The sequence below is a fragment of the Pseudonocardia sp. ICBG601 genome (assembly GCF_020496245.1).
Window position 1 is genome coordinate 1 of the sequence record NZ_JAHLJA010000076.1, and the last position, 24,099, is coordinate 24,099.

Sequence of the window (24,099 nt, forward strand, 5' to 3'; positions counted from 1 at the left end):
CCGGGTTCGGGCTCGCCCCGACGACGGCGACGGTGCGGGTGTCGCGCAGGATCTGCTGGCGCCGCCACGCGGGCGGGTTCTCCCAGGTCACGAGCTCTCCTTCTGCGAGGGCGGGCCAGGCCTGGTCGAGGTCCCAGACGATGTCGTCCGGGTCCTCCAGACCGACCGAGATCCGGATCATGTCCTCGGGGACGCCCCCTGCTCCAGCTGCGCAGGAGTGAGCTGCTGGTGGGTGGTGGACCCGGGGTGCAGGACGAGGGTGCGGGCGTCGCCGACGTTGGCGAGGTGGCTGCACAGCTGCACCGCCTCGATGAACCGCGCCCCGGCGGCCCGGCCGCCGCGCACCCCGAACGCGAACACCGCGCCCGGCCCCGCGGGCAGATACCGGCGAGCCCGCTCGTGGTGGCGGTGCGACGGCAACCCGGGGTAGGTCACGTACTCCACCCGCGGGTCCGCCTCGAGCCACTCCGCGACCTTCTGCGCGTTCGCCACGTGCGCCTCCATCCGCTGCGGCAGCGTCTCGACGCCCTGCATCAGCAGGAACGCCGAGTGCGCCGACAGCGTGGCGCCGACGTCGCGCAGCTGCTCGGCACGCAGCTTGGTGAGGAATCCGAGCTCCTGGAAGTTCCCCCACCAGGTGAGCCCGCCGTAGGACGGGACCGGCTCGGTCATCCCGGGGAAGCGGCCGTTGCCCCAGTCGAAGCGGCCGGACTCGATCACCACGCCGCCGAGGGTGGTGCCGTGCCCGCCGAGGAACTTCGTCACCGAGTGGATCACGATGTCCGCGCCGTGCTCCAGCGGCCGGCACAGGTACGGCGTCGCCAGCGTCGCGTCGATGATCAGCGGGAGCCCGGCCGCGTGCGCGACCTCGGCGAGCCCGGCGATGTCGGCGACCTCGCCGCCCGGGTTGGACACGACCTCGGCGAACACGAACTTGGTGTTCTCGCGGATCGCGGCGGCGTAGTCGGCCGGGTCGGTGCCCGGCACGAAGGTCGTGTCGACGCCGAAGCGGCGCAGCGTCACGTCGAGCTGGGTGATGGTGCCGCCGTAGAGCCCGGCCGCGGCGACGGCGTGGTCCCCCGCCCCGGCGAGGGCGGCGAAGGTGAGGAACTCGGCGGACTGCCCGCTGGCCGTGCACACCGCGCCGATGCCACCGTCCAGGCTGGCCAGGCGCTCCTCCAGCGCCGACACCGTCGGGTTGGCGATCCGGGAGTAGATCAGCCCGTACTTCTGCAGCGCGAACAGCGCCGCGGCGTCGTCGGTGTCGCGGAAGACGTAGCTGGTCGTCTGGTGGATCGGGACCGCCCGGGAACCGGTCGCGGCGTCCGGCACCGTCCCCGCGTGCACCGCCCGGGTGCGGAAGCCCCAGGCCCGATCCGGTCGGTCGCCGCGCGGTCCCGACGGTTCGCTCGCAAGCTCGCTCACGTCCCCATCCTCCCCCGCCTACAGGTGGTCGCGCAGGAAGGCCCGCACCCGCTCCGTCGCGTCCGTCGCCGAGGGTTCGTGGTACTCCGCGTGCAGCGGCGTCCGGCGTGCCACCGCACCCTTCGCACCCGGCGTGCGCGTCATGAACGAGTGCCCGGCCTCGGGGTAGACGACGACGTCGTGCGGGATCCCCCGCTCCGCCAGGTCCGCCTCCAGACGCTGCGGGTACCCGTCGGCGAACTGCAGGTCCCGCCCGCCGAAGCTCGCGACGACCGGACAGACCGGCTCCACCGCGACACCCGCGCGGCCGTAGAACGGCACCGCGACCCGGTACAGACCGGTCTGGGACAGCAGCAACGCGAACCCGCCGCCCATGCAGAACCCCATGACACCGATCCGGTCGGCGTCGACGGTGGGCTGGTCGGCCAGCCAGCGCCGGGCGGACTCGCAGTCCCCGAGCGCGGCGCCGCGGCCGGTGGCCATCGTCGCCAGCGTCGAGGCGATGCACAGCGGCTTCACCCGGCCGCGGGCGAACAGGTCCGGGATCAGGACGGTGTAGCCCTCGCGGGCCAGCTCGCGGGCGATCCGGCGCATCTCCGGGGTCATCCCGAAGATCTCGTAGATCATCACGATGGCGGGGCCGGGCGTGTCGGTCTCGGGGCGGGCCAGGAAACCGGGGAGCCTCCCGCCGTTGACACTGGTCAGTGAGACCTCGGACTCGACGGTCACGGGCGGGGGTCCTTCCGGTCGCGGGGGACCCGGACGAGCCCCTCCTGCATGGTGGTGGCGACCAGGCGGCCGTCGGCGGTGAAGAAGCGGCCGCTGGCCAGGCCGCGCCCACCGGAGGCGGCCGGTGAGAAGCACGAGTAGAGCAGCCACTCGTCGGCGCGGAACGGCGCGTGGAACCACATCGCGTGGTCCAGGCTCGCCATCTGCAGCCCGGTGCGGGGTACGTCGTGGCGGGCGACGACCGAGCCGAGCAGGGTCAGGTCGCTGGCGTAGGTGAGCAGGCAGACGTGCAGCAGCGGGTCGTCGGGCAGCTCGCCGTCGGCGCGCAGCCACAGCCGCATCGGGTCGTCGGACGGACCGGTGTGGTCCTGCGACCAGGACGGCTCGTCGATCAGCCGGATGTCCAGCGGGCGGGGCAGGCCGGCCATCCAGCCGCCGTCGCCGCGGGCGGCGCGCGTGCCGAGGTCGTCGACCGCCTCCGGGGCGGGGACGTCCGAGGGCATCGGCTGGGAGTGCTCCAGGCCGTTCTGCGGCAGCTGGAACGACGCCGACAGCGAGAAGATCGGCTCGCCGCGCTGGATGGCGAGCACCCGGCGGGTGGTGAACGACCGGCCGTCGCGGACCCGCTCGGTCTCGTAGACGATCGGGATGCTCGGGTCCCCGGGGCGGATGAAGTAGGCGTGCAGCGAGTGCACGTGCCGGTCGGCGGACACGGTCCGCCCGGCCGCGACGAGCGCCTGGCCGGCCACCTGGCCGCCGAACACCCGCGGCAGCGAGACCGGTGGGCTCACACCGCGGAAGAGGTTGTCCTCCAGGCGCTCCAGGTCGAGCAGCGCGACCAGGTCGTCGAGGACGGCCTGGCCGCGCGGTTCACCGTCGGCTGCGGTCTCGGGCACGGTCTCGGGTGCGGGTACGGGGTCGGCACTCACGCCCGGGAGTATGCCCGGCGCCGGTCAGGCGTGGTCGTCCTCGCCCAGCCGGTGGACCCGGATCAGGTTGGTCGAGCCGACCGTGGAGGGCGGCGAACCCGCGACGACGACCACGAGGTCACCCGGCTTGAACCGGCCGATGGACAGGATCGCGTGGTCGACCTGGCGGATCATCGCGTCGGTCGAGTCGACCCGGTCGACCAGGAACGTCTCGACGCCCCAGGTCATCGCGAGCTGGCTGCGGACCGCGGGCTCCGGGGTGAACGCCAGCAGCGGGAGCCGGGTGTGCAGCCGGGCCAGGCGCCGCACGGTGTCCCCGGACTGGGAGAACGCGACCAGCGCGCGGGCGGAGAGCCGCTCGCCGATGTCGCGGGCGGCGTAGGACAGCACGCCGCGCTTGGTGCGGGGCACGTGGTTGAGCGGCGGCACGTCGGCCGGGCCCGCCTCGACGGCCTCGACGATCTCGGCCATCGTCCGCACGGTCTTGATCGGGTAGCGGCCGACGCTGGTCTCGCCGGACAGCATCACGGCGTCGGTGCCGTCCAGGACGGCGTTCGCGACGTCGGAGGCCTCGGCGCGGGTCGGGCGCGAGCTGGTGATCATCGAGTCCAGCATCTGGGTGGCGACGATGACCGGCTTGGCGTTCTCCCGCGCGATCTGCACGGCGCGCTTCTGCACCAGCGGCACGTTCTGCAGCGGGAGCTCGACGCCCAGGTCGCCGCGGGCGACCATGATGCCGTCGAAGGCGAGCACGACGGCCTCGAGGTTGTCGACGGCCTCGGGCTTCTCCAGCTTCGCGATCACCGGGACCCGACCGGCGCCGGTGTTGTCCATGATCTTGTGGACGAGGTCGATGTCGGCGGGGCTGCGCACGAACGACAGCGCGACGACATCGACCCGCAGCGACATCGCGAACTCCAGGTCCGCGACGTCCTTGTCCGACAGGGCGGGCACCGAGATGTTCATCCCGGGCAGCGACAGGCCCTTGTTGTCCGAGACGGGGCCGCCCTCGGTGACCCGGCAGACCACGTCGTTGCCGTCGATGACGACGACCCGCAGTCCGACCTTGCCGTCGTCGACGAGCATCCGGTCGTCGACCTGGGCGTCCTGGGCGAGGCCCTTGTAGGTGGTGGAGACCCGGTCGTGGGTGCCGGGCACGTCGTCGACCGTGATCCGCACCTCCTCGCCGGTCGCCCACTCGGTGGGCCCGTCGGTGAAGCGGCCGAGCCGGATCTTCGGGCCCTGCAGGTCGGCGAGGATGCCGACGGCGCGCCCGGTCGAGTCGGCGGCGTCGCGGACCATCTCGTAGACGCGCTTGTGGTCGGCGCGGTCCCCGTGGCTGAAGTTGAGCCGGGCCACGTCCATGCCCGCCTCCACGAGGTCACGGATCCGGTCCGGGGTCGCCGTCGCCGGTCCGATGGTGCAGACGATCTTGGTTCGACGTGTCACGGCTATCAGGGTAGCGGTGTCTGGAACGATCAGGACGACGGGAACCCGGCCTGTCGGTGTCCGGTTCGACGGTGTTCATCCGCAGGATCGGCGGTGGAGCAGACTGGGGGCGTGCGCGTCCAGCCGTTCGTCCTGTCGGTCCTGTTGAGCCTGGTCATCCTGTTCACCCCGGCGTCCGGGGTCCCGACGGCACCTCCGGGCACCGACAAGCTCGTCCACCTGCTGCTGTTCGCGCTGCTGGCGTGGACCGGGCGGGCCGCCGGGATCCGGGTGTGGCCGCTGCTGGGCGGGCTGGTCGCCTACGCGGCGGCCTCGGAGGTCGCGCAGGCGCTGCTGCCGATCGGGCGCAGCGGCGACGTCCTCGACGCGCTCGTCGACGTCGCCGGGGCGGCGCTCGGGCTGGGGCTGACCGTGCTGGTGGCCCGCCGACGACCGGGCCGCGAGACGTCGTCGCGGCTCTGAGGCGGGCCGGTCCCTTCCTCCGACGGTCCTGCGCCGATGCTCCGGGCGCGCCGGGCCCCACGGCCGCGGCCCCGGGTCAGCGCCGCGGGAGCTCGCTGGGGCCGACGTGGTCGTCGAGCCACTCGGTGACCGGGCGGGTCGCCCGCCACACCCTGCGGACCCGGTCACGGGCCCGCGGGCCGTGCAGCACGTCGTCCGGCGGCCAGTGCCGCGCCACGTAGAGCCCCGTGTGCCGCAGCAGGTCCAGCCGCGGGTGGTCCGGGTCGGTGCCGCGCGGCCGGGTCTTCAGGGTCGCGCCGTCGACGGTGAGCCCGGCGGCGCGGGCGGTGTCGAGGCGGGCCCGCAGGTCCTCGCCGCGGCGCTCGTCGTCGACGCTCTCGCGGTAGCGGGCCAGCTGGTCGGACGCCAGGTGGTAGTAGCCGCCGGCCGCGAGCATCCCGTCCGCGGACACCTCGACGTAGAACGGCTCGGCGAAGCCGCCGCAGTGGGTCTTGTACGGGGTCTTGTCCGCGGCGAAGCGCACGTCGCGGTAGGGGCGGAACACCTTCCCCGCCCCGAACTCCGGTTCGAGGTCGGCGAGCAACGCCAGCATCGGGCCGCGGACGTCGTTCTCGTAGACCGCACGCTGGTCGGTCCAGTACGCACGGGAGTTGTCGGCGAGCAGGCCGTCGTAGAACTCGACGGCGCCCTCGCCGAAGCCCGCGAACGCGCTCACGCGTCCTCGCGCTCCTGGGGTCTGCCCTGCTGCCCGGGCCCGGCGGTGTTTGCCGGCTCGGGGGCGACGTACTCCTCGCGGCCGCGACGGGCGAACGCGACGTAGAGCACGGCCCCGATGAACACCACCGCCGCGACGACGACGTTGATCCGGACGTCGCCGAACACCCGCGTCGCCGGGTCGGTGCGCATGAGCTCGATGAAGAACCGGCCGAGCGTGTAGCCCGCGACGTACAGGCCGAAGACCCTGCCGTGGCCGAGCCGGAACCGGCGGTCGGCCAGCACGATCAGCGCGGCGACGACGAGGTTCCACAGCAGCTCGTAGAGGAAGGTGGGGTGCACGACCGCGATCGGCGTCGGGTCGAGTGCCACACCGCCGAGCGGGTCGTCCAGCCCCGTCGCGGGGTCGACCCGCCGGTAGATCTCCAGCCCCCAGGGTAGGGTGGTCGGGCCGCCGTAGAGCTCCTGGTTGAACCAGTTCCCGAGTCGTCCGATCGCCTGGGCGACGATGATGCCGGGGGCAACCGCGTCGGCGAACAGCGGCAGCGGGACGCCGTGCCGGCGGCAGCCGATCCAGGCCCCGACCCCGCCGAGCGCGATGGCGCCCCAGATGCCGAGCCCGCCGTTCCAGATCTCCAGCGCGCCCCACGGGTTGCCGCCGGGGCCGAAGTAGGTCCGCCAGTCGGTGGCGACGTGGTAGAGCCGCCCGCCGAGCAGGCCGAACGGTACCGCCCACACCGCGACGTCGAGCACCGTCCCGGCCCGCCCGCCGCGTGCCTGCAGCCGGCGCTCGCCCCACCACAGGGCGACCGCGATGCCGGCGATGATGCACAGCGCGTACGCCCGGATCGGGATCGGGCCGAGATGCCAGACACCCCGGTCCGGGCTGGGGATGGACGCCGGGAGCGCGCCGGGCAGAGCGGTGGCGAGCGTGACGAGCACCGATCAGCCGCCGTTCCGGCTGCAGGACGGGTGGAACCCGGCCGCGACCAGACCGCGGACCGCGGCCGCCGGGTCCCCGCTGGTCACCAGGCCCTCGCCGACCAGCACCGCATCGGCGCCCCATCCCGCGTAGGTGAGCAGGTCACCGGGGCCGCGGACGCCGGACTCGGCGACCTTGAGCACGTGCGAGGGCAGGCCGGGCGCGATCTCACCGAAGACCGACCGGTTCACCTCGAGGTTGTGCAGGTTGCGGGCGTTGACACCGATCAGCGCGGCGCCGGCCTCCAGGGCGCGGTCACACTCCTCCTCGGTGTGCACCTCCACCAGCGGGGTCATCCCGAGGGACTCGATACGGTCCAGCAGCGAGGCGAGCACCGGCTGCTCCAGCGCGGCGACGATCAGCAGCACGACGTCCGCGCCGTGCGCGCGGGCCTCGTGCACCTGGTACGGCGTGACGACGAAGTCCTTGCGCAGCAGCGGGGTGTGTCGACCCGGGCGCGGACGGCGTCGAGGTCGGCCAGGGAACCGCCGAAGCGGCGCTGCTCGGTGAGCACGCTGATCACCCGCGCACCGTTGGCGGAGTAGGCCTCGGCGAGATCGGCCGGGTCGGGGATGTCGGCGAGCGACCCTTCGACGGGCTGGCCCGCTTCACCTCGGCGATGACGCCGACGCCCGGCTCGCGCAGGGCCGCCATCGCGTCCCGCGGGGGCGGCGCGGCCGCGGCCCGCCGCTTGATCTCGGCGAGGTCGACGACGCTCTCGCGCACGGCGAGGTCCTCCCGGACCCCGTCCACGATGGCCTCGAGGACGCTGGGTACGCGACCCGGAGTCCCGTTCGGGTGTCCGGTCGTACCGGCAGTGCCCGTAGTGCTCACAGGACCGACTCCTCCTCCGCTCGCGCGTCGCCCGGACGTCGAGGTCATGCTAGTTCTCCCCCTCACGCGGACCGACGGTCGGGTCGCCGCCGGCGTCGAGCCGTTCCCAGGCCGCCCGGTCGGGGTCGGTCGGTGTCGTGGCCGCCCGTGTCCCCGGTGCGGCGTAGCGGGCACCGAGCCGCGGCAGCCGCGGTTCGCGCACCACCAGCAGCACCGCAGCGGCGAGTGCGACGACCCCGCCGGCGACCGCCAGCCAGGGCCACGGCGTCGCCGAGACCGCGCCGGAGCCCGCGGGGGCGTTCGGGGCGGTCAGCCCGGAGCGGGCCGAGGCCAGCTCCACCGCCGACGGCGGCACGGCGACCAGCCGCAGGGTGAGCACCACCGCGGCCACCCCGGCGAGCCCGACCAGCACACCGAGCACCCGGCGGGCGATCCCCGACAGCGCGACCAGCGCGGCGACCGCGGCGACCAGCAGCGCGGCGACCGCGGTGACCACGGGTTGCAGCTGCGCGCCGGTGGCGCCGAGCTCGACGGTGCCGCGGGTGGCGGTGGGCACCTCCAGCACGAACCAGTCGGCGGACCCGGCACCCCACAGGGCCCCGGCGCCGAGCAGCATGCCGAGCACGGTCAGGCCGAGCGACCGCCGGTCGGTGCGGTGCGGTGCGGGCGCGGCGACCCCGTCGTCGCCGGGCGCCGTCACGCGCTGCCCGGGACGGGCGGGGGTGCCAGCGGGGCCGACAGGGGCCCGGCCGCGGCGACGGCCGAGAGCACCGCCCGGGCCTTGTTCAGGCACTCCATGTCCTCCGCGGCCGGGTCGGAGTCGGCGACGATCCCGCCGCCGGCCTGCACGTAGGCGGTCCCGTTGCGGATCATCGCGGTGCGGATCGCGATCGCGGTGTCGGCGTTGCCCGCGAAGTCGAGGTAGCCGACGATGCCGCCGTATTGACCGCGCCGGGTCGGCTCCAGCCGGTCGATGACCTGCATGGCCCGCACCTTCGGCGCCCCGGACAGGGTGCCGGCGGGGAAGCAGGCGACGACGGCGTCGAACGCGGTGCGGTCGCGCCGCAGCAGCCCGGACACCGTCGACACCAGGTGCATGACGTGGCTGTAGCGCTCGATCTCGAAGAAGTTCCGCACGGTCACTGTGCCGGGCTCGCACACCCGGCCCAGGTCGTTGCGTCCGAGGTCGACGAGCATCAGGTGCTCGGCGCGCTCCTTCTCGTCGCCGCGCAGCTCCTTCTCCAGGAGCTGGTCCTCCTCGTCGGTCGCGCCGCGCCAGCGGGTGCCCGCGATGGGGTGCGTGGTGGCGCGCCCGTCGAGCACGCTGACCAGCGCCTCCGGGCTGGACCCGACGATCGAGAACGGCGGCCCGCCCGCGGCGTCGTCGAGGCGCAGCAGGTACATGTACGGGCTCGGGTTCGTGGTGCGCAGGATCCGGTAGACCTCGAGCGGGTCGGCGTCGCACTCCATCTCGAAGCGCTGCGACAGCACGATCTGGAAGGCCTCACCCGCGCGGATCTGCTCCTTCGCGTCCTCGATCGCGGCGTGGTGCTGCTCGGGGGTGCGCCGGCGGAGGAACTCCGGGCGGGTCGGGGTGTACACCGCGACCGAGCTCGGCGACGGGACCGCGAGCTCGCCGGTCATCCGGTCCAGCCGGGCGACCGCGTCGTCGTAGGCCTGGTCGACGCGGTCGTCGGTGGCGTCCCAGTTGATCGCGTTCGCGATCAGGGTGACGGTGCCCTCGTGGTGGTCGAGCGCGGCCAGGTCGGTGGCCAGCAGCATGACCAGCTCGGGCAGCGCCAGGTCGTCGACGGCCGGGTCGTCCGGGTCGGCGATGCGCTCGACACGGCGGACGATGTCGTAGCCGAGGTAGCCGACCATGCCGCCGGTCAGCGGCGGCAGCCCGGGCAGCGGCTCGGAGTGCAGCTCGGTGACCACGGTGCGCAGCGCCTCGAGCGGGTCCCCGCTGGTGGGCAGGCCGTCGGGGACCTCACCGGTCCAGACCAGCTCGCCGTCGACGGCGGTGAGCGCCGCGGCGCTGCGCGCCCCGACGAACGACCACCGCGACCAGGACCGGCCGTTCTCCGCGGACTCCAGCAGGAACGTGCCGGACCGCCCACCCGCCAGCTTGCGGTACACCCCGACCGGGGTCTCGTCGTCGGCCAGCAGCCGCCGGGTCACCGGGATGACCCGGTGCGCACGCGCCAGCTCCCGGAACTCCTCGCGGCTGGGGCTCACCGCGCCCAGGGCTGCGGCTGCGGGAACCGCGGGGGCGGGGGCGCCCGTCGTCGTCGCGCCACCGGATGCGTTCTGGGTCCGCTGGGTCATGCGACTCATTGTCCCCGAGCAGTGACGACCGCCCTCGCGCGGGTGAGGATGGGACGCATGACCGAACCGAGCGCCAGCGCACCCCCGGCCCCGGGGGCGCAGCCCCGGCGTCGTGGCCGCCGGTCCGGCGGTGCGGACACCCGCGCCGCGCTGCTGGCCGCCGCCCGCGTCGAGTTCGCCGACCGCGGCTTCGACGGCGCCACGGTCCGCCGGATCGCCGAGCGCGCCGGGGTCGACCCGGCGATGGTCAACCACTGGTTCGGCGGCAAGGAGAAGCTGTTCCTCGCCGCGCTCGACCTGCCGCTCGAGCCCGAGCAGGTCCGCGAGCACCTGCTGAGCGGTCCGGGCGACACCGTCGGCGAGCGGATCGTGCGCACCTTCCTCACCGTGTGGGACACCGGCAGCGGCTCCCCGATGGCGGCGGTGCTGCGCAGCGTCGCGGGACACGAGGCCGCGGCCCGGATGCTGCGCGAGTTCATCGGCAAAGCGATCCTGGTGCCGGTCACCCGCGTCCACTCCCCCGACCGGCCCGACGAGCGGGGCGCGCTCGTCGCCGCCCAGCTGATCGGGCTCGCCATGATCCGCTACGTGGTGCACCTGGAACCGCTGGCCTCGGCGCCCCCCGAGGACATCGTCGCCGCGGTCGGGCCGACCGTGCAGCGCTACCTGACCGGGAACCTGGGGTCGACGAACCCCGAGGAGTAGGCGGCGAACCCGGCCACGAGCTCGCCAGCAGGGCGGCCGGGGCCGCACGACCGCACACTGGGGTCATGGTCGATCCGTCCGCCCGGCTGCCCGGCGCCGTCGCCGACCGGCTCGAGGCGCTTCGCTCGCGGGTCGGGTCGGCGGTGTTCAGCCGGGTCGCCGGCGACGAGGGATCCGGCCGCCGTGCCCGCGTCCTCGGCGCCGAGGGCCCGCGCTGGTTCGCCGAGGACGCCGCGATCCGCACCGTGCACGGCGACGCGTCGATGTTCGTCGGCGGACTGCGTGCGCTGCTGCTACAGTCGCTGCACCCGCTGGCCATGGCGGGGGTCGCCGGGCACTCCGGGTTCCGCGGCGACCCGTGGGGACGGCTGCAGCGCACCTCGTACTTCCTGGCCGGGACGACGTTCGGGCCGGCCGAGGAGGCCGAGCGGGTGATCGCGCGGATCAGGCGGGCCCACGTGCACGTCCGCGGGACCGCGCCGGACGGGCGTCCGTACTCGGCGTCGGATCCGCACCTGCTGCGCTGGGTGCACATCGCCGAGATCGACAGCTTCCTCACCGCGCACGACCGCTACGGCGCCGCCCCGCTCGACGCCGCCGGACGCGACGCCTACGTCGCCGACACCGCACGCGTCGCCCGTGAGCTGGGCGTGCCCGACCCGCCGGAGTCCGTCACCGAGCTGCGGGCGCAGCTCGCCGCCTACCGGCCCGAGCTGGCCGGGACCCCGGAGGCCCGCGACGCCGCGCGGTTCCTGTTGTGGGAGCCGCCGCTGCCGCTCTCCGCGCGGCTGCCGTACTCGGTGCTGGCCGCCGCGTCGGTGGGGCTGATGCCGCGCTGGACGCGGCTGCCGCTGCGGCTGCCCTGGCTGCCCGTGGCCGAGGCGACCGTGGTGCGGGCCGGGGGCACGCGATCACCGCCGGGATCCGGTGGGTCACCTCGGCACCCACCCAGCCGCCACCGACGCCGCCGGTGCACCCGTAGCGGTCAGACCCCGCCGCCGTCCCTGGCGAGCAGGACGTCGGTGCTCATGCGCCGTCCCTGGCGAGCAGGACGTCGGTGTCGAAGCAGGTCCGGGTCCCCGTGTGGCAGGCCGGCCCCTCCTGGTCGACGACGACCAGCACCGCGTCGCCGTCGCAGTCCAGCCGCACCTCGTGCACGTGCTGCACGTGCCCCGAGGTGTCGCCCTTGACCCAGTACTCCTGGCGCGACCGCGACCAGTAGGTCCCCCGGCCGGTGGTCAGGGTGCGGTGCAGCGCCTCGTCGTCCATCCAGCCGACCATCAGCACCTCACCGGCGCGGGACTGGACGACGGCGCAGACCAGCCCGTCGGCGTCGCGCTTGAGGCGGGCGGCGATCCCCGGGTCCAGCGCGGACTCGGCCGCCGTGAGACGGGTGCTCACCGGATCTCGACCCCCTCCGCGCGCAGCGCGTCCTTCACCTCACCGATCCGCAGCTGGCCGAAGTGGAACACGCTGGCGGCGAGCACGGCGTCCGCCCCGGCGCGCACGGCCGGCGCGAAGTGCTCGATCGCACCGGCACACCGCCGGAGGCGATCACCGGGACGTCGACGACCTTGCGGACCGCGGTCAGCATCTCCAGGTCGAACCCGGCGCGGGTGCCGTCGGCGTCCATCGAGTTGAGCAGGATCTCCCCGACACCGAGCTCCTGGCCGCGCTGCGCCCACTCGACGGCGTCGATACCGGCGGAGCGACGCCCGCCGTGCGTGGTGACCTCCCAGCCCGACGGCTGCGGCTGCTCCCCCTCGGGGACACGGCGGGCGTCGACCGACAGCACGATGCACTGGCTGCCGAAGCGACGCGACATCTCGTGCAGCAGCGTGGGCCGGGCGATCGCGGCGGTGTTCACCGAGACCTTGTCCGCGCCCGCGCGGAGCATCCGGTCGACGTCGTCGGGGGTGCGGATGCCACCGCCGACGGTCAGCGGGATGAACACCTGCTCGGCGGTGCGACGCACCACGTCGATCATGGTTCCGCGCTCCGACGACGACGCGGTGACGTCGAGGAAGGTCAGCTCGTCGGCGCCCTCGGCGTCGTACACGCGGGCCATCTCGACCGGGTCGCCCGCGTCGCGGAGCTCCTTGAAGTTGACGCCCTTCACCACCCGCCCGGCGTCGACGTCCAGGCACGGGATGACACGGACCGCGACGCCCATCAGGCGCTCACCGCGTTCACGGCCGCCAGGGCCTCGGGCAGGGTGAACCGGCCGGCGTAGAGCGCCTTGCCGATGATCGAGCCCTCGATGTTCACCCCGGTCGCGGCGACCTCGGCGAGCCGGGTCAGGTCGGCGACCTCGGAGATCCCGCCCGAGGCGATCACCGGGGCGGTGGTGGCCTGCGCGACCTCGGTGAGCAGCTCGACGTTCGGGCCCTGGAGGGTGCCGTCCTTGGAGACGTCGGTGACGATGTAGCGGGTGGCACCGTCGGCGTCGAGGCGGGCGAGGACCTCCCAGAGGTCGCCGCCGTCGGAGGTCCAGCCGCGGCCGGCGACCCGGCGCCTGCCGTCGATCACCTTGACGTCGAGGCCGATCGCGATCTTCTCGCCGTGCTCGGCGAGGACCTTCCGGCACCACTCGGGCTGCTCCAGCGCCGCGGTGCCGAGGTTGAGCCGGGCGGCGCCGGTGGACAGGGCGCGGTCCAGGGACTCGTCGTCGCGGATGCCGCCGGACAGCTCGACCCGCAGATCGAGCTTCCCGACCACCTCGGCCAGCAGCTCGGCGTTCGAGCCACGGCCGAACGCGGCGTCGAGGTCCACCAGATGGACCCATTCGGCGCCGCCGGCCTGCCAGGTCATGGCCGCCTCCAGGGGAGAGCCGTAGCCGGTCTCGGTGCCGGCCTCGCCCTGCACCAGCCGGACGGCCTGCCCGTCGACGACGTCCACCGCGGGAAGCAACGTGAAGCTCACCGCGCCAGGGTATCCGCGCCGCTCGTGGCCCTCGGGGGTGGCCGAGGGGGACAGCATGCGTTCCGGGGAGTACGCGCCGGGCCGAGGCGCGTTCCGCGGAACGCTCGTGGCAGCGCGCGAGCACGGCCACACTCCCCGTCGTGGCGTTCCTCCGTGCCCGCACGCGCGCCGACCGGACCGCGCCCCGTGTCGAACCGCCGTTCCTGCCGTGGGCACCGGACCGGCGCGAGATCGCCGAGTACCGGAGGTGGAAGTACGGACCGCCCTCGTGGATCGGCGGGCTGATCTCCGTCGTGGTGATCGTCGTCGTCGGACGGGTCTGGCTGCAGGTCCAGGTCGAGCAGATCGACTTCGGGCCGGTCCGCGATCCGGCTCCCGTCGTCTCCGCGCCGGCCGCCCCGGCCACCGACATCAGCACGGCAGCGGGACTGACCCGCCTCGTCGACGACGTCCGCCGCGCGACCGGGAGCACGGTCGTCGACCGGCTCGCGGCGTACGGCGCGGACGGGGGAACCGTGCAGACGGCCGACCCCGGCCGGCCCACCCACACCCGCACCTACGTCTGGAACTCCGACGACGGGTTGGGCGTGGTCACGACCGACCGACCGCTCGCCCGGGACCCGGCACAGCGCACCGTCGACCTCGACGACCTCGCGCCGGGACCGGTCGCGGAGGTGGTCGCACGGGCCCCCGGCGCCGTGGGTGTGCCCGCACCGGAGACCATCCGCCTGGTCGTCACCGACCTCGGCAGCGGTCCCACCGTCGTGGTCACCTGCATCGGCCGCGACGGCCGGGTCGGCGAGGTGGAGGCCCGGCCCGACGGCGGCGGCGTCGTGGTGGGTATCAGGCCGTGACCGACCGCAGCCAGTTCTCCAGGACCGTGGCGCCGGCGTCGCCGGACTTCTCCGGGTGGAACTGGGTGGCCGACAGCGGCCCGTTCTCCACCGCGGCGACGACGTCCTCCCCGTGGTGGGTCCAGGTGACCTTCGGCGACGCGATCGCGTGCGAGGCCTCCAGGGTCCAGCGCCGCACGCCGAAGGAGTGCACGAAGTAGAAGCGGGCGTCGGCGTCGAGCCCGGCGAACAGCGCGCTGTCCTGCGGGGTCCGGACGGTGTTCCAGCCCATGTGCGGCAGCACGTCGGCCTGGATCCGCTCGACCGTGCCGGGCCACTCGCCGCAGCCCTCGGTGTCCTCGTCGAACTCGACGCCGCGCTCGAACAGAACCTGCATGCCGACGCAGATCCCCAGGACCGGACGGCCGCCGGCGAGGCGACGCCCGATGATCTGCGGGCCGCGGACGGAGTGCAGGCCCCGCATGCACGCCGCGAAGGCGCCCACGCCGGGGACGACGAGACCGTCGGCCTCGGTCGCCGCGTCGAAGTCGGACGTCACGGTGACGTCCGCGCCGACGCGTTGCAGGGCGCGCTCGGCGGAGCGCAGGTTCCCGGAGCCGTAGTCGAGGACGACGATGCGTGCCACGACGACCAGGATAGTCGCCGTCCCGCCCGGGACCGGTGGCGCGGGGCGATCGCGCCGCGCGGCTGCCACCCACCGCTCGTTCCGCATCCGCTCTGTCCGGAGGGACCCGATGACCCTGATCGACCTGCACTCTCACTTCCTCACCCCGTCCTACGTCGAGGCCGCCAGGTCGGCCGGGCACACCAGCCCCGACGGCATGCCGGGATGGCCGGACTGGGACCCGGCTCGCCACCTCGCGCTCATGGACGAGTGCGGGATCACCACGTCCCTGCTGTCCGTCTCCTCTCCGGGGACCCACTTCGGGGACGACCGGGCCGCCCGACGCCTGTCCCGCGAGGTGAACGAGGCCGGCGCATCCCTGCGCGCCGACCACCCGGACCGGTTCGGACACCTCGCCTCGTTGCCGTTGCCCGACGTGGACGGAGCGCTGGCCGAGGCCGTCCACGCCCTCGACGAGCTCGGCAGCGACGGTGTGACCGTCGAGACCAACGCCCACGGCAGGTATCTCGGGGATCCCGCGTTCGCGCCGCTGTGGGCGGAGCTGGACCGGCGTCGGGCGGTGGTGCTCGTCCATCCCACCTCGCCGCCGCACGCGGCGGAGCTGACCGCCGGTCGACCCCGACCGATGCTGGAGTTCGTGTTCGACACCGCCCGCACCTACACCGATCTCATGCTGTCCGGAACCCTCACCCGGTTCCCCGGTGTCCGGTGGATCGCCACGCACTGCGGCGGTGCGCTGCCCGCCCTCGCCGACCGGATCGAGCTGTTCCACACGGCGTTCGGCGACGGCGGGGGCGCCCCGGTGCCCGACCAGCTGCGGTCCCTCTGGTTCGACACCGCCGGGACCCCGTTCCCGCACCAGGTCCCGGCCCTGGAGCGCACCGTCGGAGTGGAACGGCTGGTCTACGGCAGCGACTCGTGCTGGACGCCGGCCGCGGCCGTGCGCGCCCAGGTCGCCTCGCTCGACACCGCTCCCCCGGCCGCGGACGGCCGCGGCTGGCGCGAGCTGACCACCGCCAACGCGCGACGGCTCCTCGGATGACCTCGTGCTCTGCCGCCCGCCGGCCGCCCGGCGCCCCCGGTCGAGCCGCGCCCAGTACCCGGCGCCGCGCACCACCCGGCGCGCCGCGACGACATGATCATCAGTACGTGAGCGCTGCCCGCCCGGCACGCGACAGCGCTCACGCACTGATGATCATGTGAGGCGGTGTGCAGCGGGGCGCGGCGGCGGGCCGCGGTGAGGCAGGGCGGCGGGGGCGGTCGCACCGCGGCAGGTGCTCAGCGCGGCAGGTCCGGCCACCGGCCGCCCTGCGACTCCCGCACCCCCCGGTCCGCGAGGGCGGCGACCAACCGGGCGGCGGCCCGGTCCAGGGTGACGCTGCGGTCGGCGCGACCCCGCCGGGTGCCGGTGAGCACCGCCGCCGCGACCGTCTCCCCGTCCTCCTCCACCGGGACGGCGACGGCGCGGATCGCCGGGTCCGCCAACCCGTCGCTGCGGGCCAGCCGGGTACGGACGATCTCCGGTCGCTCGGTGAGGTAGGCCGCGACCGCGGGCGGGTCGTCGACCCCCGCCAGCGCTCGGGCGGACTCCTCCGGATCGCCCAGGGCGAGCAACAGCCGTCCCGCGGCGGTGCGCAGCGGGGGGCGGGGCCGGTGGTCGTCGGTCACCCGTTGCAGCCGGTCGGGGGCGCGGGGACCGGCGTGGTCGACGTAGCGGACCTGCCCGCCGACCAGCACCGCGAGTGCCACGGGGGCCCGGGCGACGCGGCTGAGCGCGTCGAGCTCGGAGTGCGTGAGCGAGGCCGGCGGACCCAGCCCCGCGAGCAGCCCCAGCACGTACGGCCGGCGGCCCAGGACGTGGCCACGGCCCCGCAGCCGGAGCCAGCCGGTGGCCCGCAGCTCGCGCAGCAGGTCCGCGGTGGAGCTGAGCGGCAGGTCGAGCTCCCGGGCGACCGCGGTCACCGACGGAGGTGTCCCGGCGGTCGCGACCAGCTCCAGGATGCGGTCGGCCCGGCCGACCGCGCGGGCGGAGGCGACAGATCCCGACACCCGTCCGATCCTACGGATATACGGAGCCTGTGGAGAGCGCGGCCAGTTCGTCGCAGGCTGGAGCCATGACCACGACGACCCCGGCCGCACGCTTCCCCTCCGCCGCCGACACGGCGGCCACCCTGTTGCCGGACGCTCCCCCGGTCCGCTCGACGCTGCGGGTCACCGGAGCGGACCCGCTCGTGCCGTCGGTGCACCGGCTCGCCGATGCGATGTCGGCGGCGGTCGGGGCGTTCGGGCTGCAGGTCGCCGGGCTCGCCGAGGACTCCGGCGGCGCGCCCCGGGAGATCACGGTGCGGGCGGCCGACACGATCGACACGCTGCGCGCGCCGTTCCTCACCACCCTCGGCGGCGTCGACGTGCAGACCGTGGCCGAGGACCCGACGGCACTGGCGAACAACGGGTTCCGCCGGACCGCCGACGGCTGGATCTTCCTGATCACCACCTACCCGCACCAGCGCGACGCGGTGTGCCGGGTGCTGGACTGCCCGCCCCTGCTCGATCGCATCGCGCAGGAGGCCGCCCGGTGGCGGTCGGTCGAGCTGGAGGATGCCGTGTGCGCGGCCGGCGGGGTGGCCGCGGCGGTCCGGACCGGGGAGCAGTGGGCCGCGCACCCCGCGGGCCGACACCTCGCCGGGCGCCCGGTCGTCGAGGTCGAACGGATCGGCGACGCCCCGCCCGAGCCGGTACCGGACCGGCTGCGGGTCCTCGACGACACCCACGTCATCGCGGGGCCGGTCGCGGCGAAGCTGCTCGGCACCTTCGGCGCGGACGTCCTGCACGTGTCGCGCCCGGACCTGCCCGACCCGCTCGCGATGGTCGCGCTGACCGGCGGCGGGAAGCGCAACGCCTGGCTGGACCTGCGGGACCCGGCGCAGGCGGCGACGCTGCGCGACCTGGTCGGCGGGGCCGACGTGTTCGTCAACGCCTACCGGGGCACCGCCGCGCGGGGCTTCGGCCCGCAGGACCTGGCGGGACACCGGCCGGGGATCGTCGCGCTGGACCTGCACTGCTGGGGTGCCGACGGGCCGTGGGCCGCGCGGGGCGGCTTCGACCAGCTGGCCTGCTCGGCGACCGGGTTCGCGCTCGAGGAGGGTGCGGGCGGGCCGCCGTCGTTGCCGCCGACGCACCTGCTCAACGACTACCTCGCGGCCTGGCTCGGAGCCGCCGGGGTGCTCGCGGCGCTGCGCCGGCGCGCCATCGAGGGCGGCTCGTGGCGGGTGCGGGTCACCCTCGCCGGGGTCTGCACCTGGGTCCGGGAGCTCGGGATGTTCACCGCGGCCCAGGTCGCGGACCTGCCCCGGCCCGGCGCGCCGACCATCGGCACGCACGTCGTCGACGGGCCGATGGGCCGGCTCGTCGAACCCGTGCTCCCACTGGAGTTCGACGGCCGGCCCGCGCCGCTGCCCGGCCCACCTCAGCTGCTGGGGACCGCCGCCGCGACCTGGTGACCGGCCGGCGCCCAGCCGATCGCCGGGGCGACCCGCTCGGCGATCGAGCGGAGCAGGTGCGCGTTGTACTCCACCCCGAGCTGGTTGGGCACGGTGAACAGCACGTAGTCCGCCTCCCGGACCGCGGCGTCCTCGGCGAGCTCGGCGGCGATCCGGTCCGGGTCCCCGACGTAGCTGCGCCCGAACCGGGAGCGGGCGCCGTCGAGGATGCCGACCTGGTCGTCCTCGCCGCGCTCGCCGAAGTAGCGGCGGTCGAGGTCGGTCGTCACCGGGATGACGCTGCGCGAGATCGACACCAGCGGGGTGCGCTCGTGCCCCGCGGCGGACCAGGCCTCGCGGTAGCGCAGGATCTGCTCGGCCTGCAGCCGGTCGAACGACTCGCCGGTGTCCTCGGTGAGCAGGGTCGAGCTCTGCAGGTTCATGCCCTGGGTCGCCGCCCACTCGGCGGTGGCGCGGGTGCCCGCACCCCACCAGATCCGGTCCGCCAGCCCCGGGGACTGCGGCTGCACCGGCAGCGCGACGTGCCGGCCGCGGGTGCGGGCCGGGTCCGCCGGCGCGACCCCGGCGCCGCGGATCGCCGCGAGGAACACCTCGGCCTTGGCGCGGGCGGCGTCGGCATGGGTCTGCCCGTCGGCGGGCCGGTAGCCGAAGGCCTCGGCGCCGTTCAGCGCGATCTCGGGCGACCCCCGGCTCACACCGAGCTGCAGCCGCCCGCCGGACAGCAGGTCGGTCGCGGCGGCCTCCTCGGCCATGTAGAGCGGGTTCTCGTAGCGCATGTCGATCACGCCGGTGCCCATCTCGATCCGGCTGGTGGTCGCCGCGATCGCCGCGAGCAGCGGGAACGGCGCAGCCAGCTGGCGCTCGAAGTGGTGCACGCGCACGAACGCGCCGTCGATGCCGATGTCCTCCGCGGCGCGTGCCAGCTCCACGGTCTGGCGCAGCGCGTCGGCCGCGGTGGGTGTCCGGGACCCGGGGACCTCCCCGTGGTGCCCGAACGACAGGAACCCGATCTTCGTCATGCCCTCTGCAACGAAGGTTGAGGGCTCAACATTCCCTAGAGGGCGCCCTTGGTGGACGGTACCCCGGTCACCCTCGGGTCGGACTCGGTCGCGGCCCGCAGCGCACGGGCGACGGCCTTGAACTCGGCCTCGGTGATGTGGTGCGGATCGCGGCCGTCGAGCACCCGCACGTGCAGCGCGAGGTGCCCGTGGAAGGCCAGCGACTCGAACACGTGCTTGTTCAGCACCGTCGGGTAGTGCCCGCCGACGACGAAGCCGCGCATCATCTCCGGCTCGCCGGTGCACACGGTGTAGGGCCGTCCGGAGACGTCGACGACGGCCTGGGCCAGGGCCTCGTCCATCGGGATCCAGGCGTCGCCGAACCGGCGGATGCCCTTCTTGTCCCCCAGCGCCTGCCGGATCGCCTGGCCCAGCACGATCGCGACGTCCTCCACGGTGTGGTGGGAGTCGATCTCGATGTCGCCCTCGGCGTGCACGGACAGGTCGAAGCTGCCGTGCTTGCCGAACGCGTCGAGCATGTGGTCGAAGAACGGGACCTTGGTGGCGATGTCGGTGCGCCCGGTGCCGTCGAGGTCGATCTCGACGACGATCCGGGTCTCCTTGGTGACGCGCTCGACGCGTCCGATGCGGCTCACAACAGCTCCTGGGTGGCGAGGTCGGTGGCGGCGGCGAGGAACGCGTCGTTCTCCTCCGGAGTGCCCACGGTGACCCGCAGCCGCTCGGGGATGCCGACGTCGCGGATCAGCACGCCCTGGTCGAGGAACCCCTTCCAGGCGCGGCCGGCGTCGGCGAAGCGTCCGAAGAGGATGAAGTTGGCGTCGGAGGCCACGACGTCGTAGCCGGCGGCGGCCAGTTCGCCGGAGATCCGGTCCCGCTCGGCGGCGAGCAGCGCCACCGAGCCGAGGGTGGCCTCGGCGTGGCGCAACGCGGCCCGCGCGGCGGCCTGCGACAGCACCGACAGGTGGTACGGCAGCCGCACGAGCTGGAGTGCGTCGATCACCGCGGGCGCGGCGGCGAGGTAGCCCAGCCGTCCCCCGGCGAACGCGAACGCCTTGCTCATCGTCCGCGACACCACCAGCTTGTGGCCGTGCGTGGCCAGCAGGGTCGTGGCGCTCGGCCGGCCGGTGGCCTCGGCGAACTCGGCGTAGGCCTCGTCGACGACGACCATCCCCGGCGCGGCGTCGACCAGCCGGGCCAGGTCGGCCGGGGCGATCGACTGCCCGGTCGGGTTGTTCGGGCTGGTCACGAACGTGATGTCCGGGGACTTCTCCGCCAGGACGGCGACGGCCGCGTCGACGTCGAGGGTGAAGTCTTCGCGGCGCGGGACCGGGACGAACTCGGTCTGCGTGCCCGAGGCGAGGATCGGGTGCATCGAGTAGCTGGGCACGAAGCCCAGCGCCGTCCGGCCGGGCCCGCCGAAGGTCTGCAGGATCTGCTGGAGGATCTCGTTGGACCCGTTCGCGGCCCACAGGTTCGCCGTGGTCAGCTCGACCCCGGTCTGCCGGGACAGGTAGGCGGCGAGGTCGCCCCGCAGCGCGACGAGGTCTCGGTCGGGGTACCGGTGCAGCTCGCGGGCGGCGTCGGTCACGGAGGCCGCGACGTCGGCGACCAGCTCCGGCGGCGGCGGGTACGGGTTCTCGTTGGTGTTGAGCCGCACCGCGACGTCGAGCTGCGGCGCACCGTACGGGCTCTTCCCGCGCAGGTCCTCGCGCAGCGGCAGGTCCGACAGCCGCACGCCCTCCCCCGCGGTCACGCGCGGGCCTCGAACCGGGCGGTGACGGCCTCGCCGTGCGCGGGCAGGTCCTCGGCGTTCGCCAGGGTCACGACCCGGTCGGCGACCTCGGCCAGCGCCTGGCGGCCGTAGTCGACGACGTGGATGCCGCGCAGGAACGTCGACGTCGACAGCCCACCGGAGTGCCGCGCGCAGCCCCCGGTCGGCAGCACGTGGTTCGACCCGGCGCAGTAGTCACCCAGCGACACCGGCGAGTGCGCCCCGACGAAGATCGCGCCGGCGTTGCGGACCTTCGCCGCGTCGCCCGCGGAGTCGGCGGTCTGGATCTCCAGGTGCTCGGCGGCGTAGGCGTCGACGACGGCGACCCCGTCGTCGGTCGAGGACACCAGGATGACCCCGGACTGCGGGCCGGTCAGCGCGGTGCGCACGCGCTCGCTGTGCTTGGTCGCGCCGACCCGGGTCTCGAGCTGCGCCTCGACCGCCTCCACCAGCGCCTCGGACGTCGTGACAAGTACCGACGCGGCGTTCGGGTCGTGCTCGGCCTGCGAGATGAGGTCCGCGGCGACGTGCGCGGGGTCGGCGGTGTCGTCGGCCAGGATAGCGATCTCGGTGGTCCCGGCCTCGGCGTCGATCCCGACCAGCCCGCGCAGCATCCGCTTCGCCGCGGTGACGTAGACGTTGCCCGGGCCGGTGACCATGTCGACCGGCTCCAGCTCGGCACCGTCGGTGTCGGTGCCGCCGTAGGCCAGCAGTGCCACGCACTGGGCACCGCCGACGGCCCACACCTCGTCGACACCCAGCAGCGCGGCCGCCGCGAGGATCGTCGGGTGCGGGCGCCCGCCGAACTCGGCCTGCGCCGGGGAGGCGACGACCAGCGACTCCACACCCGCGGCCTGTGCCGGGACCACGTTCATGACCACGCTCGACGGGTAGACCGCCAGCCCGCCCGGGGCGTAGAGCCCGACCCGCCGGACCGGGACGAACCGCTCGGTGACCGTGCCGCCGGGGACGACCTGGGTGACGACGTCGGGCCTGCGCTGCTCGGCGTGCACGATCCGGGCCCGCTCGATCGAGGTCTCCAGCGCCGCGCGCACGTCCGGGTCGAGGTCGCGCAGCGCCTCGGTGATCGCCGCGGTCGGCACCCGCACGGTCTCCGGGCGGACCCGGTCGAAGCGCTCGGTGGCGTCCAGTGCGGCGGCGGCGCCGCGATGGCGCACGTCCTCCACCAGCGGGCGGGCGCGCTCCAGCGCGGCGTCGATGTCCAGCTCGGCGCGCGGCATCACTGCGCGCAGGGTGGCCGGACGGGGCAGCGGTTCGGCTCGCAGGTCGAGGCGGCGGAGCATGGCTCCCAGGGTACGGCGGCGCTCCGAGGCCCCCTCAGCCCACCGGGACCACGAGCAGGTTCCCCGCACCCGCCCACGGCGTCCCGACGTCGACGCCGTCCGGATGGTGCCCGGCCCGGTGCACCAGCCGGGTGGTCCCGCGCTCGTACGGGGCGGGGCGCAGGAACAGGTAGTTGACGTCGTAGAGCGCCGAGGCGACCGGGCCCGCCTCGGCGCGGCGGGCCGCGATCCGGGTGAGCATCGGGGCCCGTTCCGACAGCGGGTCGTCGATCGTGCAGCGCCGGTCGCAGAAGTAGGCGAGTGCGCCCAGCTCGCCGGCGCTGACCACGGTGCCGTGCAGACCGGAGGCGACCCGCGCGTACTCGGCGGCCGTGGCGTGGTTGGTCGAGATCGGCGCGAGCCGCCACGGCGTCCCGTGGCCGATGTCGAACGCGGCGGACGCCACCGCCAGCACCGCCAGCACGGCGGTGAGCAGCGTCGCCGTCGCCGCCGAGAGGGTCGTGACCGCGCGCGGGGCCGGCCCGTCGCGCCGGACCGGTCGGACCAGCGCGCCGACCGACCACGCGGCCAGCACCGTCAGCGCGCCGACCGCGGGGCCGTAGTACCAGTGGTAGGGCGCCGTCCCGATCACGACGAACGCCGCCGCGTGCACCGCCGCACCCAGCCCGAGGACCGTCACCGCGGCCCGACCCCGGCGTCGCACGGCCACCCAGGCGAGGCCGCCCACCACCCCGGCGACGGCCGGGAGCAGTGCGAGGACGGTCGCCACCGGGAACACCCTGGCGTAGACCGTCAGCCCGTTCGCGAAGGTGATGTGGTCACGACCCCAGCTGTCACCGACTTCCACAGCAGCGTATCCGGCACGAACGAGCCCAGCACGACCCACGAGAACAGGTACCAGGGCGCGGCGACCAGGAACGCTGCCGCCACGACCGCCCACCGGCGTCGGCGCAGCACCGGAACCGCGACGACCGCGAGCACGGCGATGACGACCAGGTCCGGCCGGGTGAGCACGAGCAGCGCGCACAGCACGCCCGCGGTGCGCGCGCGGCCGGTGACCGCGGCGTGCGCGAGCCCGGCGAGCAGGACGACCGCCAGGTACGTCTCGAGCCCCACGGTGGACAGCAGCAGCGGGTTCGCCAGCAGCAGCGGCGCCGGGAGCGCGGCCGTCCAGCCGGGCAGCCCGAGCGCCGCGGCGGTCCCCGCGCTCCAGTGGGTGAGCAGCGCCATCAGCCCGGCCAGCACGATCCCGGCGGCGACCACCGCGTCGCGGACGACGATCGTCACCGCCGCCTGGAGCAACACGTTCAGCGGGGAGGTGGCGGTGTTCGCGGGCAGGCCGGGCGACACGCCCCACTCCCCGTGCAGCGCGAGCGTGCGGACGTAGGCGAGGGTGATGTAGGCGTCGTCGATCAGCGCCCCGCGGACCAGCGCGAACGCGCCCGCCGCGAGCAGGGCGGCGGCCGCGGGCAGCACCGCGGCGGACCAGCGCGGCGGCCGCGCTGCGGGCACACGGTGGCGGCCCCGGCGCGTCCCCCACGGGCGCG

22 protein-coding genes and 4 pseudogenes are annotated in these 24,099 nt (G+C 74.7%); 6 read left to right on the plus strand and 20 right to left on the minus strand.

All coding sequences use genetic code 11. The annotated features are described in order from the left end of the window. Positions 1-118: 118 nt before the first annotated feature. The 4 genes and pseudogenes from KPL57_RS21885 to pyk all read right to left on the minus strand — a co-directional run. Positions 119-1,425, minus strand: a pseudogene (locus KPL57_RS21885) (O-acetylhomoserine aminocarboxypropyltransferase/cysteine synthase family protein); the annotation flags it as partial. An 18-nt stretch (positions 1,426-1,443) separates the two neighbouring features. After that, positions 1,444-2,154 (minus strand): dienelactone hydrolase family protein, encoded by a 711-nt coding sequence (locus KPL57_RS21890; RefSeq protein WP_226352989.1) that lies wholly within the window; start codon positions 2,152-2,154, stop codon positions 1,444-1,446. Next, positions 2,151-3,083 (minus strand): acyl-CoA thioesterase, encoded by a 933-nt coding sequence (locus KPL57_RS21895; RefSeq protein WP_374203768.1) that lies wholly within the window; start codon positions 3,081-3,083, stop codon positions 2,151-2,153. Before KPL57_RS21895 ends, KPL57_RS21890 begins: the two co-directional genes overlap by 4 nt. A gap of 24 nt (positions 3,084-3,107) precedes the next feature. After that, positions 3,108-4,532: a pyruvate kinase gene (pyk, locus tag KPL57_RS21900; RefSeq protein ID WP_226352990.1), complete on the minus strand. Its 1,425-nt coding sequence runs from the start codon at positions 4,530-4,532 to the stop codon at positions 3,108-3,110. Between the two features lie 93 nt (positions 4,533-4,625). Here pyk and KPL57_RS21905 point away from each other — a divergent pair, with 93 nt between their 5' ends. Continuing rightward, complete coding sequence (locus KPL57_RS21905) at positions 4,626-4,994, plus strand: VanZ family protein (protein ID WP_051050429.1); 369 nt, start codon at positions 4,626-4,628, stop codon at positions 4,992-4,994. A 76-nt stretch (positions 4,995-5,070) separates the two neighbouring features. On the opposite strand, the gene KPL57_RS21910 is transcribed toward KPL57_RS21905, so the two are convergent. From KPL57_RS21910 to KPL57_RS21930, 5 genes and pseudogenes are all read right to left on the minus strand, one after another. Beyond that, a complete protein-coding gene (locus KPL57_RS21910) occupies positions 5,071-5,709 on the minus strand; it encodes a DUF2461 domain-containing protein (RefSeq protein WP_226352991.1) in 639 nt (212 codons plus the stop codon). Continuing rightward, a complete protein-coding gene (gene lgt / locus KPL57_RS21915; protein WP_308252964.1) occupies positions 5,706-6,650 on the minus strand; it encodes a prolipoprotein diacylglyceryl transferase in 945 nt (314 codons plus the stop codon). Before lgt ends, KPL57_RS21910 begins: the two co-directional genes overlap by 4 nt. A gap of 3 nt (positions 6,651-6,653) precedes the next feature. After that, a pseudogene (trpC, locus tag KPL57_RS21920) lies at positions 6,654-7,446 on the minus strand (indole-3-glycerol phosphate synthase TrpC). A 127-nt stretch (positions 7,447-7,573) separates the two neighbouring features. Beyond that, positions 7,574-8,224 carry a Trp biosynthesis-associated membrane protein gene (locus tag KPL57_RS21925; RefSeq protein ID WP_226352992.1) on the minus strand — a complete coding sequence of 217 codons (651 nt, stop codon included), beginning with the start codon at positions 8,222-8,224 and terminating at the stop codon, positions 7,574-7,576. Further along, positions 8,221-9,852 carry an anthranilate synthase component I gene (locus KPL57_RS21930; protein ID WP_226352993.1) on the minus strand — a complete coding sequence of 544 codons (1,632 nt, stop codon included), beginning with the start codon at positions 9,850-9,852 and terminating at the stop codon, positions 8,221-8,223. The genes KPL57_RS21925 and KPL57_RS21930 overlap by 4 nt, the downstream gene beginning before the upstream one ends. Positions 9,853-9,909: 57 nt before the next feature. On the opposite strand from KPL57_RS21930, the gene KPL57_RS21935 reads away from it, so the two are divergent. Together KPL57_RS21935 and KPL57_RS21940 are read left to right on the plus strand one after the other, a co-directional pair. Continuing rightward, positions 9,910-10,557 carry a TetR family transcriptional regulator gene (locus KPL57_RS21935; protein WP_226352994.1) on the plus strand — a complete coding sequence of 216 codons (648 nt, stop codon included), beginning with the start codon at positions 9,910-9,912 and terminating at the stop codon, positions 10,555-10,557. Between the two features lie 263 nt (positions 10,558-10,820). Then, positions 10,821-11,393 (plus strand): annotated as a pseudogene (locus KPL57_RS21940) (oxygenase MpaB family protein); the annotation flags it as partial. A 190-nt stretch (positions 11,394-11,583) separates the two neighbouring features. On the opposite strand, the gene hisI reads toward KPL57_RS21940, so the two are convergent. The 3 genes and pseudogenes from hisI to priA all read right to left on the minus strand — a co-directional run bounded on the left by hisI (position 11,584) and on the right by priA (position 13,479). Further along, positions 11,584-11,958: a phosphoribosyl-AMP cyclohydrolase gene (gene hisI, locus KPL57_RS21945; RefSeq protein WP_075305661.1), complete on the minus strand. Its 375-nt coding sequence runs from the start codon at positions 11,956-11,958 to the stop codon at positions 11,584-11,586. Beyond that, positions 11,955-12,730 (minus strand): annotated as a pseudogene (gene hisF / locus KPL57_RS21950) (imidazole glycerol phosphate synthase subunit HisF). The gene hisI and the pseudogene hisF overlap by 4 nt, the downstream one beginning before the upstream one ends. Continuing rightward, positions 12,730-13,479 carry a bifunctional 1-(5-phosphoribosyl)-5-((5-phosphoribosylamino)methylideneamino)imidazole-4-carboxamide isomerase/phosphoribosylanthranilate isomerase PriA gene (priA, locus tag KPL57_RS21955; RefSeq protein ID WP_226352995.1) on the minus strand — a complete coding sequence of 250 codons (750 nt, stop codon included), beginning with the start codon at positions 13,477-13,479 and terminating at the stop codon, positions 12,730-12,732. The pseudogene hisF and the gene priA overlap by 1 nt, the downstream one beginning before the upstream one ends. A 140-nt stretch (positions 13,480-13,619) precedes the next feature. On the opposite strand from priA, the gene KPL57_RS21960 reads away from it, so the two are divergent. Beyond that, positions 13,620-14,333 carry a hypothetical protein gene (locus KPL57_RS21960; protein WP_226352996.1) on the plus strand — a complete coding sequence of 238 codons (714 nt, stop codon included), beginning with the start codon at positions 13,620-13,622 and terminating at the stop codon, positions 14,331-14,333. Here the strand turns inward: KPL57_RS21960 and hisH are convergent. After that, positions 14,323-14,958, minus strand: coding sequence for an imidazole glycerol phosphate synthase subunit HisH (gene hisH / locus KPL57_RS21965; protein WP_226352997.1), 636 nt, complete (start codon positions 14,956-14,958; stop codon positions 14,323-14,325). The two genes, KPL57_RS21960 and hisH, sit on opposite strands and share 11 nt — an antisense overlap. Before the next feature lie 109 nt (positions 14,959-15,067). Between hisH and KPL57_RS21970 the strand changes: the two genes are divergently transcribed. Continuing rightward, on the plus strand, positions 15,068-16,000 hold the full coding sequence (locus tag KPL57_RS21970; RefSeq protein WP_226352998.1) for an amidohydrolase family protein: 933 nt from the start codon (positions 15,068-15,070) through the stop codon (positions 15,998-16,000). Between the two features lie 236 nt (positions 16,001-16,236). On the opposite strand, the gene KPL57_RS21975 is transcribed toward KPL57_RS21970, so the two are convergent. Continuing rightward, the gene (locus KPL57_RS21975; RefSeq protein ID WP_226352999.1) at positions 16,237-17,007 is read right to left on the minus strand and encodes a helix-turn-helix domain-containing protein; all 771 of its coding nucleotides are present in this window, start codon (positions 17,005-17,007) and stop codon (positions 16,237-16,239) included. Between the two features lie 65 nt (positions 17,008-17,072). On the opposite strand from KPL57_RS21975, the gene KPL57_RS21980 reads away from it, so the two are divergent. Then, positions 17,073-18,458: a CoA transferase gene (locus KPL57_RS21980; RefSeq protein WP_226353000.1), complete on the plus strand. Its 1,386-nt coding sequence runs from the start codon at positions 17,073-17,075 to the stop codon at positions 18,456-18,458. Here the strand turns inward: KPL57_RS21980 and KPL57_RS21985 are convergent. Genes KPL57_RS21985 through KPL57_RS22010 form a run of 6 tightly spaced genes read right to left on the minus strand, consistent with a single transcriptional unit; the run spans position 18,425 to position 24,064 of the window. After that, complete coding sequence (locus tag KPL57_RS21985; protein ID WP_075305650.1) at positions 18,425-19,477, minus strand: LLM class flavin-dependent oxidoreductase; 1,053 nt, start codon at positions 19,475-19,477, stop codon at positions 18,425-18,427. The two genes, KPL57_RS21980 and KPL57_RS21985, sit on opposite strands and share 34 nt — an antisense overlap. A 35-nt stretch (positions 19,478-19,512) precedes the next feature. Then, entirely contained in the window at positions 19,513-20,112 is a 600-nt protein-coding gene (gene hisB / locus KPL57_RS21990; RefSeq protein ID WP_020622780.1) for an imidazoleglycerol-phosphate dehydratase HisB, read from the minus strand. Then, positions 20,109-21,230 (minus strand): histidinol-phosphate transaminase, encoded by a 1,122-nt coding sequence (locus KPL57_RS21995; RefSeq protein WP_020622779.1) that lies wholly within the window; start codon positions 21,228-21,230, stop codon positions 20,109-20,111. The genes hisB and KPL57_RS21995 overlap by 4 nt, the downstream gene beginning before the upstream one ends. Then, positions 21,227-22,552, minus strand: a complete 1,326-nt coding sequence (gene hisD, locus KPL57_RS22000) for a histidinol dehydrogenase (RefSeq protein WP_226353001.1) — start codon at positions 22,550-22,552, stop codon at positions 21,227-21,229. The genes KPL57_RS21995 and hisD overlap by 4 nt, the downstream gene beginning before the upstream one ends. 34 nt (positions 22,553-22,586) lie before the next feature. After that, positions 22,587-23,321: a hypothetical protein gene (locus KPL57_RS22005; RefSeq protein ID WP_226353002.1), complete on the minus strand. Its 735-nt coding sequence runs from the start codon at positions 23,319-23,321 to the stop codon at positions 22,587-22,589. Positions 23,322-23,344: 23 nt separating this feature from the next. After that, the gene (locus tag KPL57_RS22010) at positions 23,345-24,064 is read right to left on the minus strand and encodes a hypothetical protein (RefSeq protein WP_226353003.1); all 720 of its coding nucleotides are present in this window, start codon (positions 24,062-24,064) and stop codon (positions 23,345-23,347) included. Between the last annotated feature and the right edge of the window lie 35 nt (positions 24,065-24,099).

Coding starts and splice junctions, on each gene's coding strand:
- KPL57_RS21980 (WP_226353000.1), top strand. CDS start 17,073: ATGACCACGACGACCCCGGCCGCACGCTTCCCCTCCGCCGCCGACACG.
- KPL57_RS21935 (WP_226352994.1), top strand. CDS start 9,910: ATGACCGAACCGAGCGCCAGCGCACCCCCGGCCCCGGGGGCGCAGCCC.
- KPL57_RS21985 (WP_075305650.1), bottom strand. CDS start 19,477: ATGACGAAGATCGGGTTCCTGTCGTTCGGGCACCACGGGGAGGTCCCC.
- hisD (WP_226353001.1), bottom strand. CDS start 22,552: ATGCTCCGCCGCCTCGACCTGCGAGCCGAACCGCTGCCCCGTCCGGCC.
- KPL57_RS21970 (WP_226352998.1), top strand. CDS start 15,068: ATGACCCTGATCGACCTGCACTCTCACTTCCTCACCCCGTCCTACGTC.
- KPL57_RS21930 (WP_226352993.1), bottom strand. CDS start 9,852: ATGACCCAGCGGACCCAGAACGCATCCGGTGGCGCGACGACGACGGGC.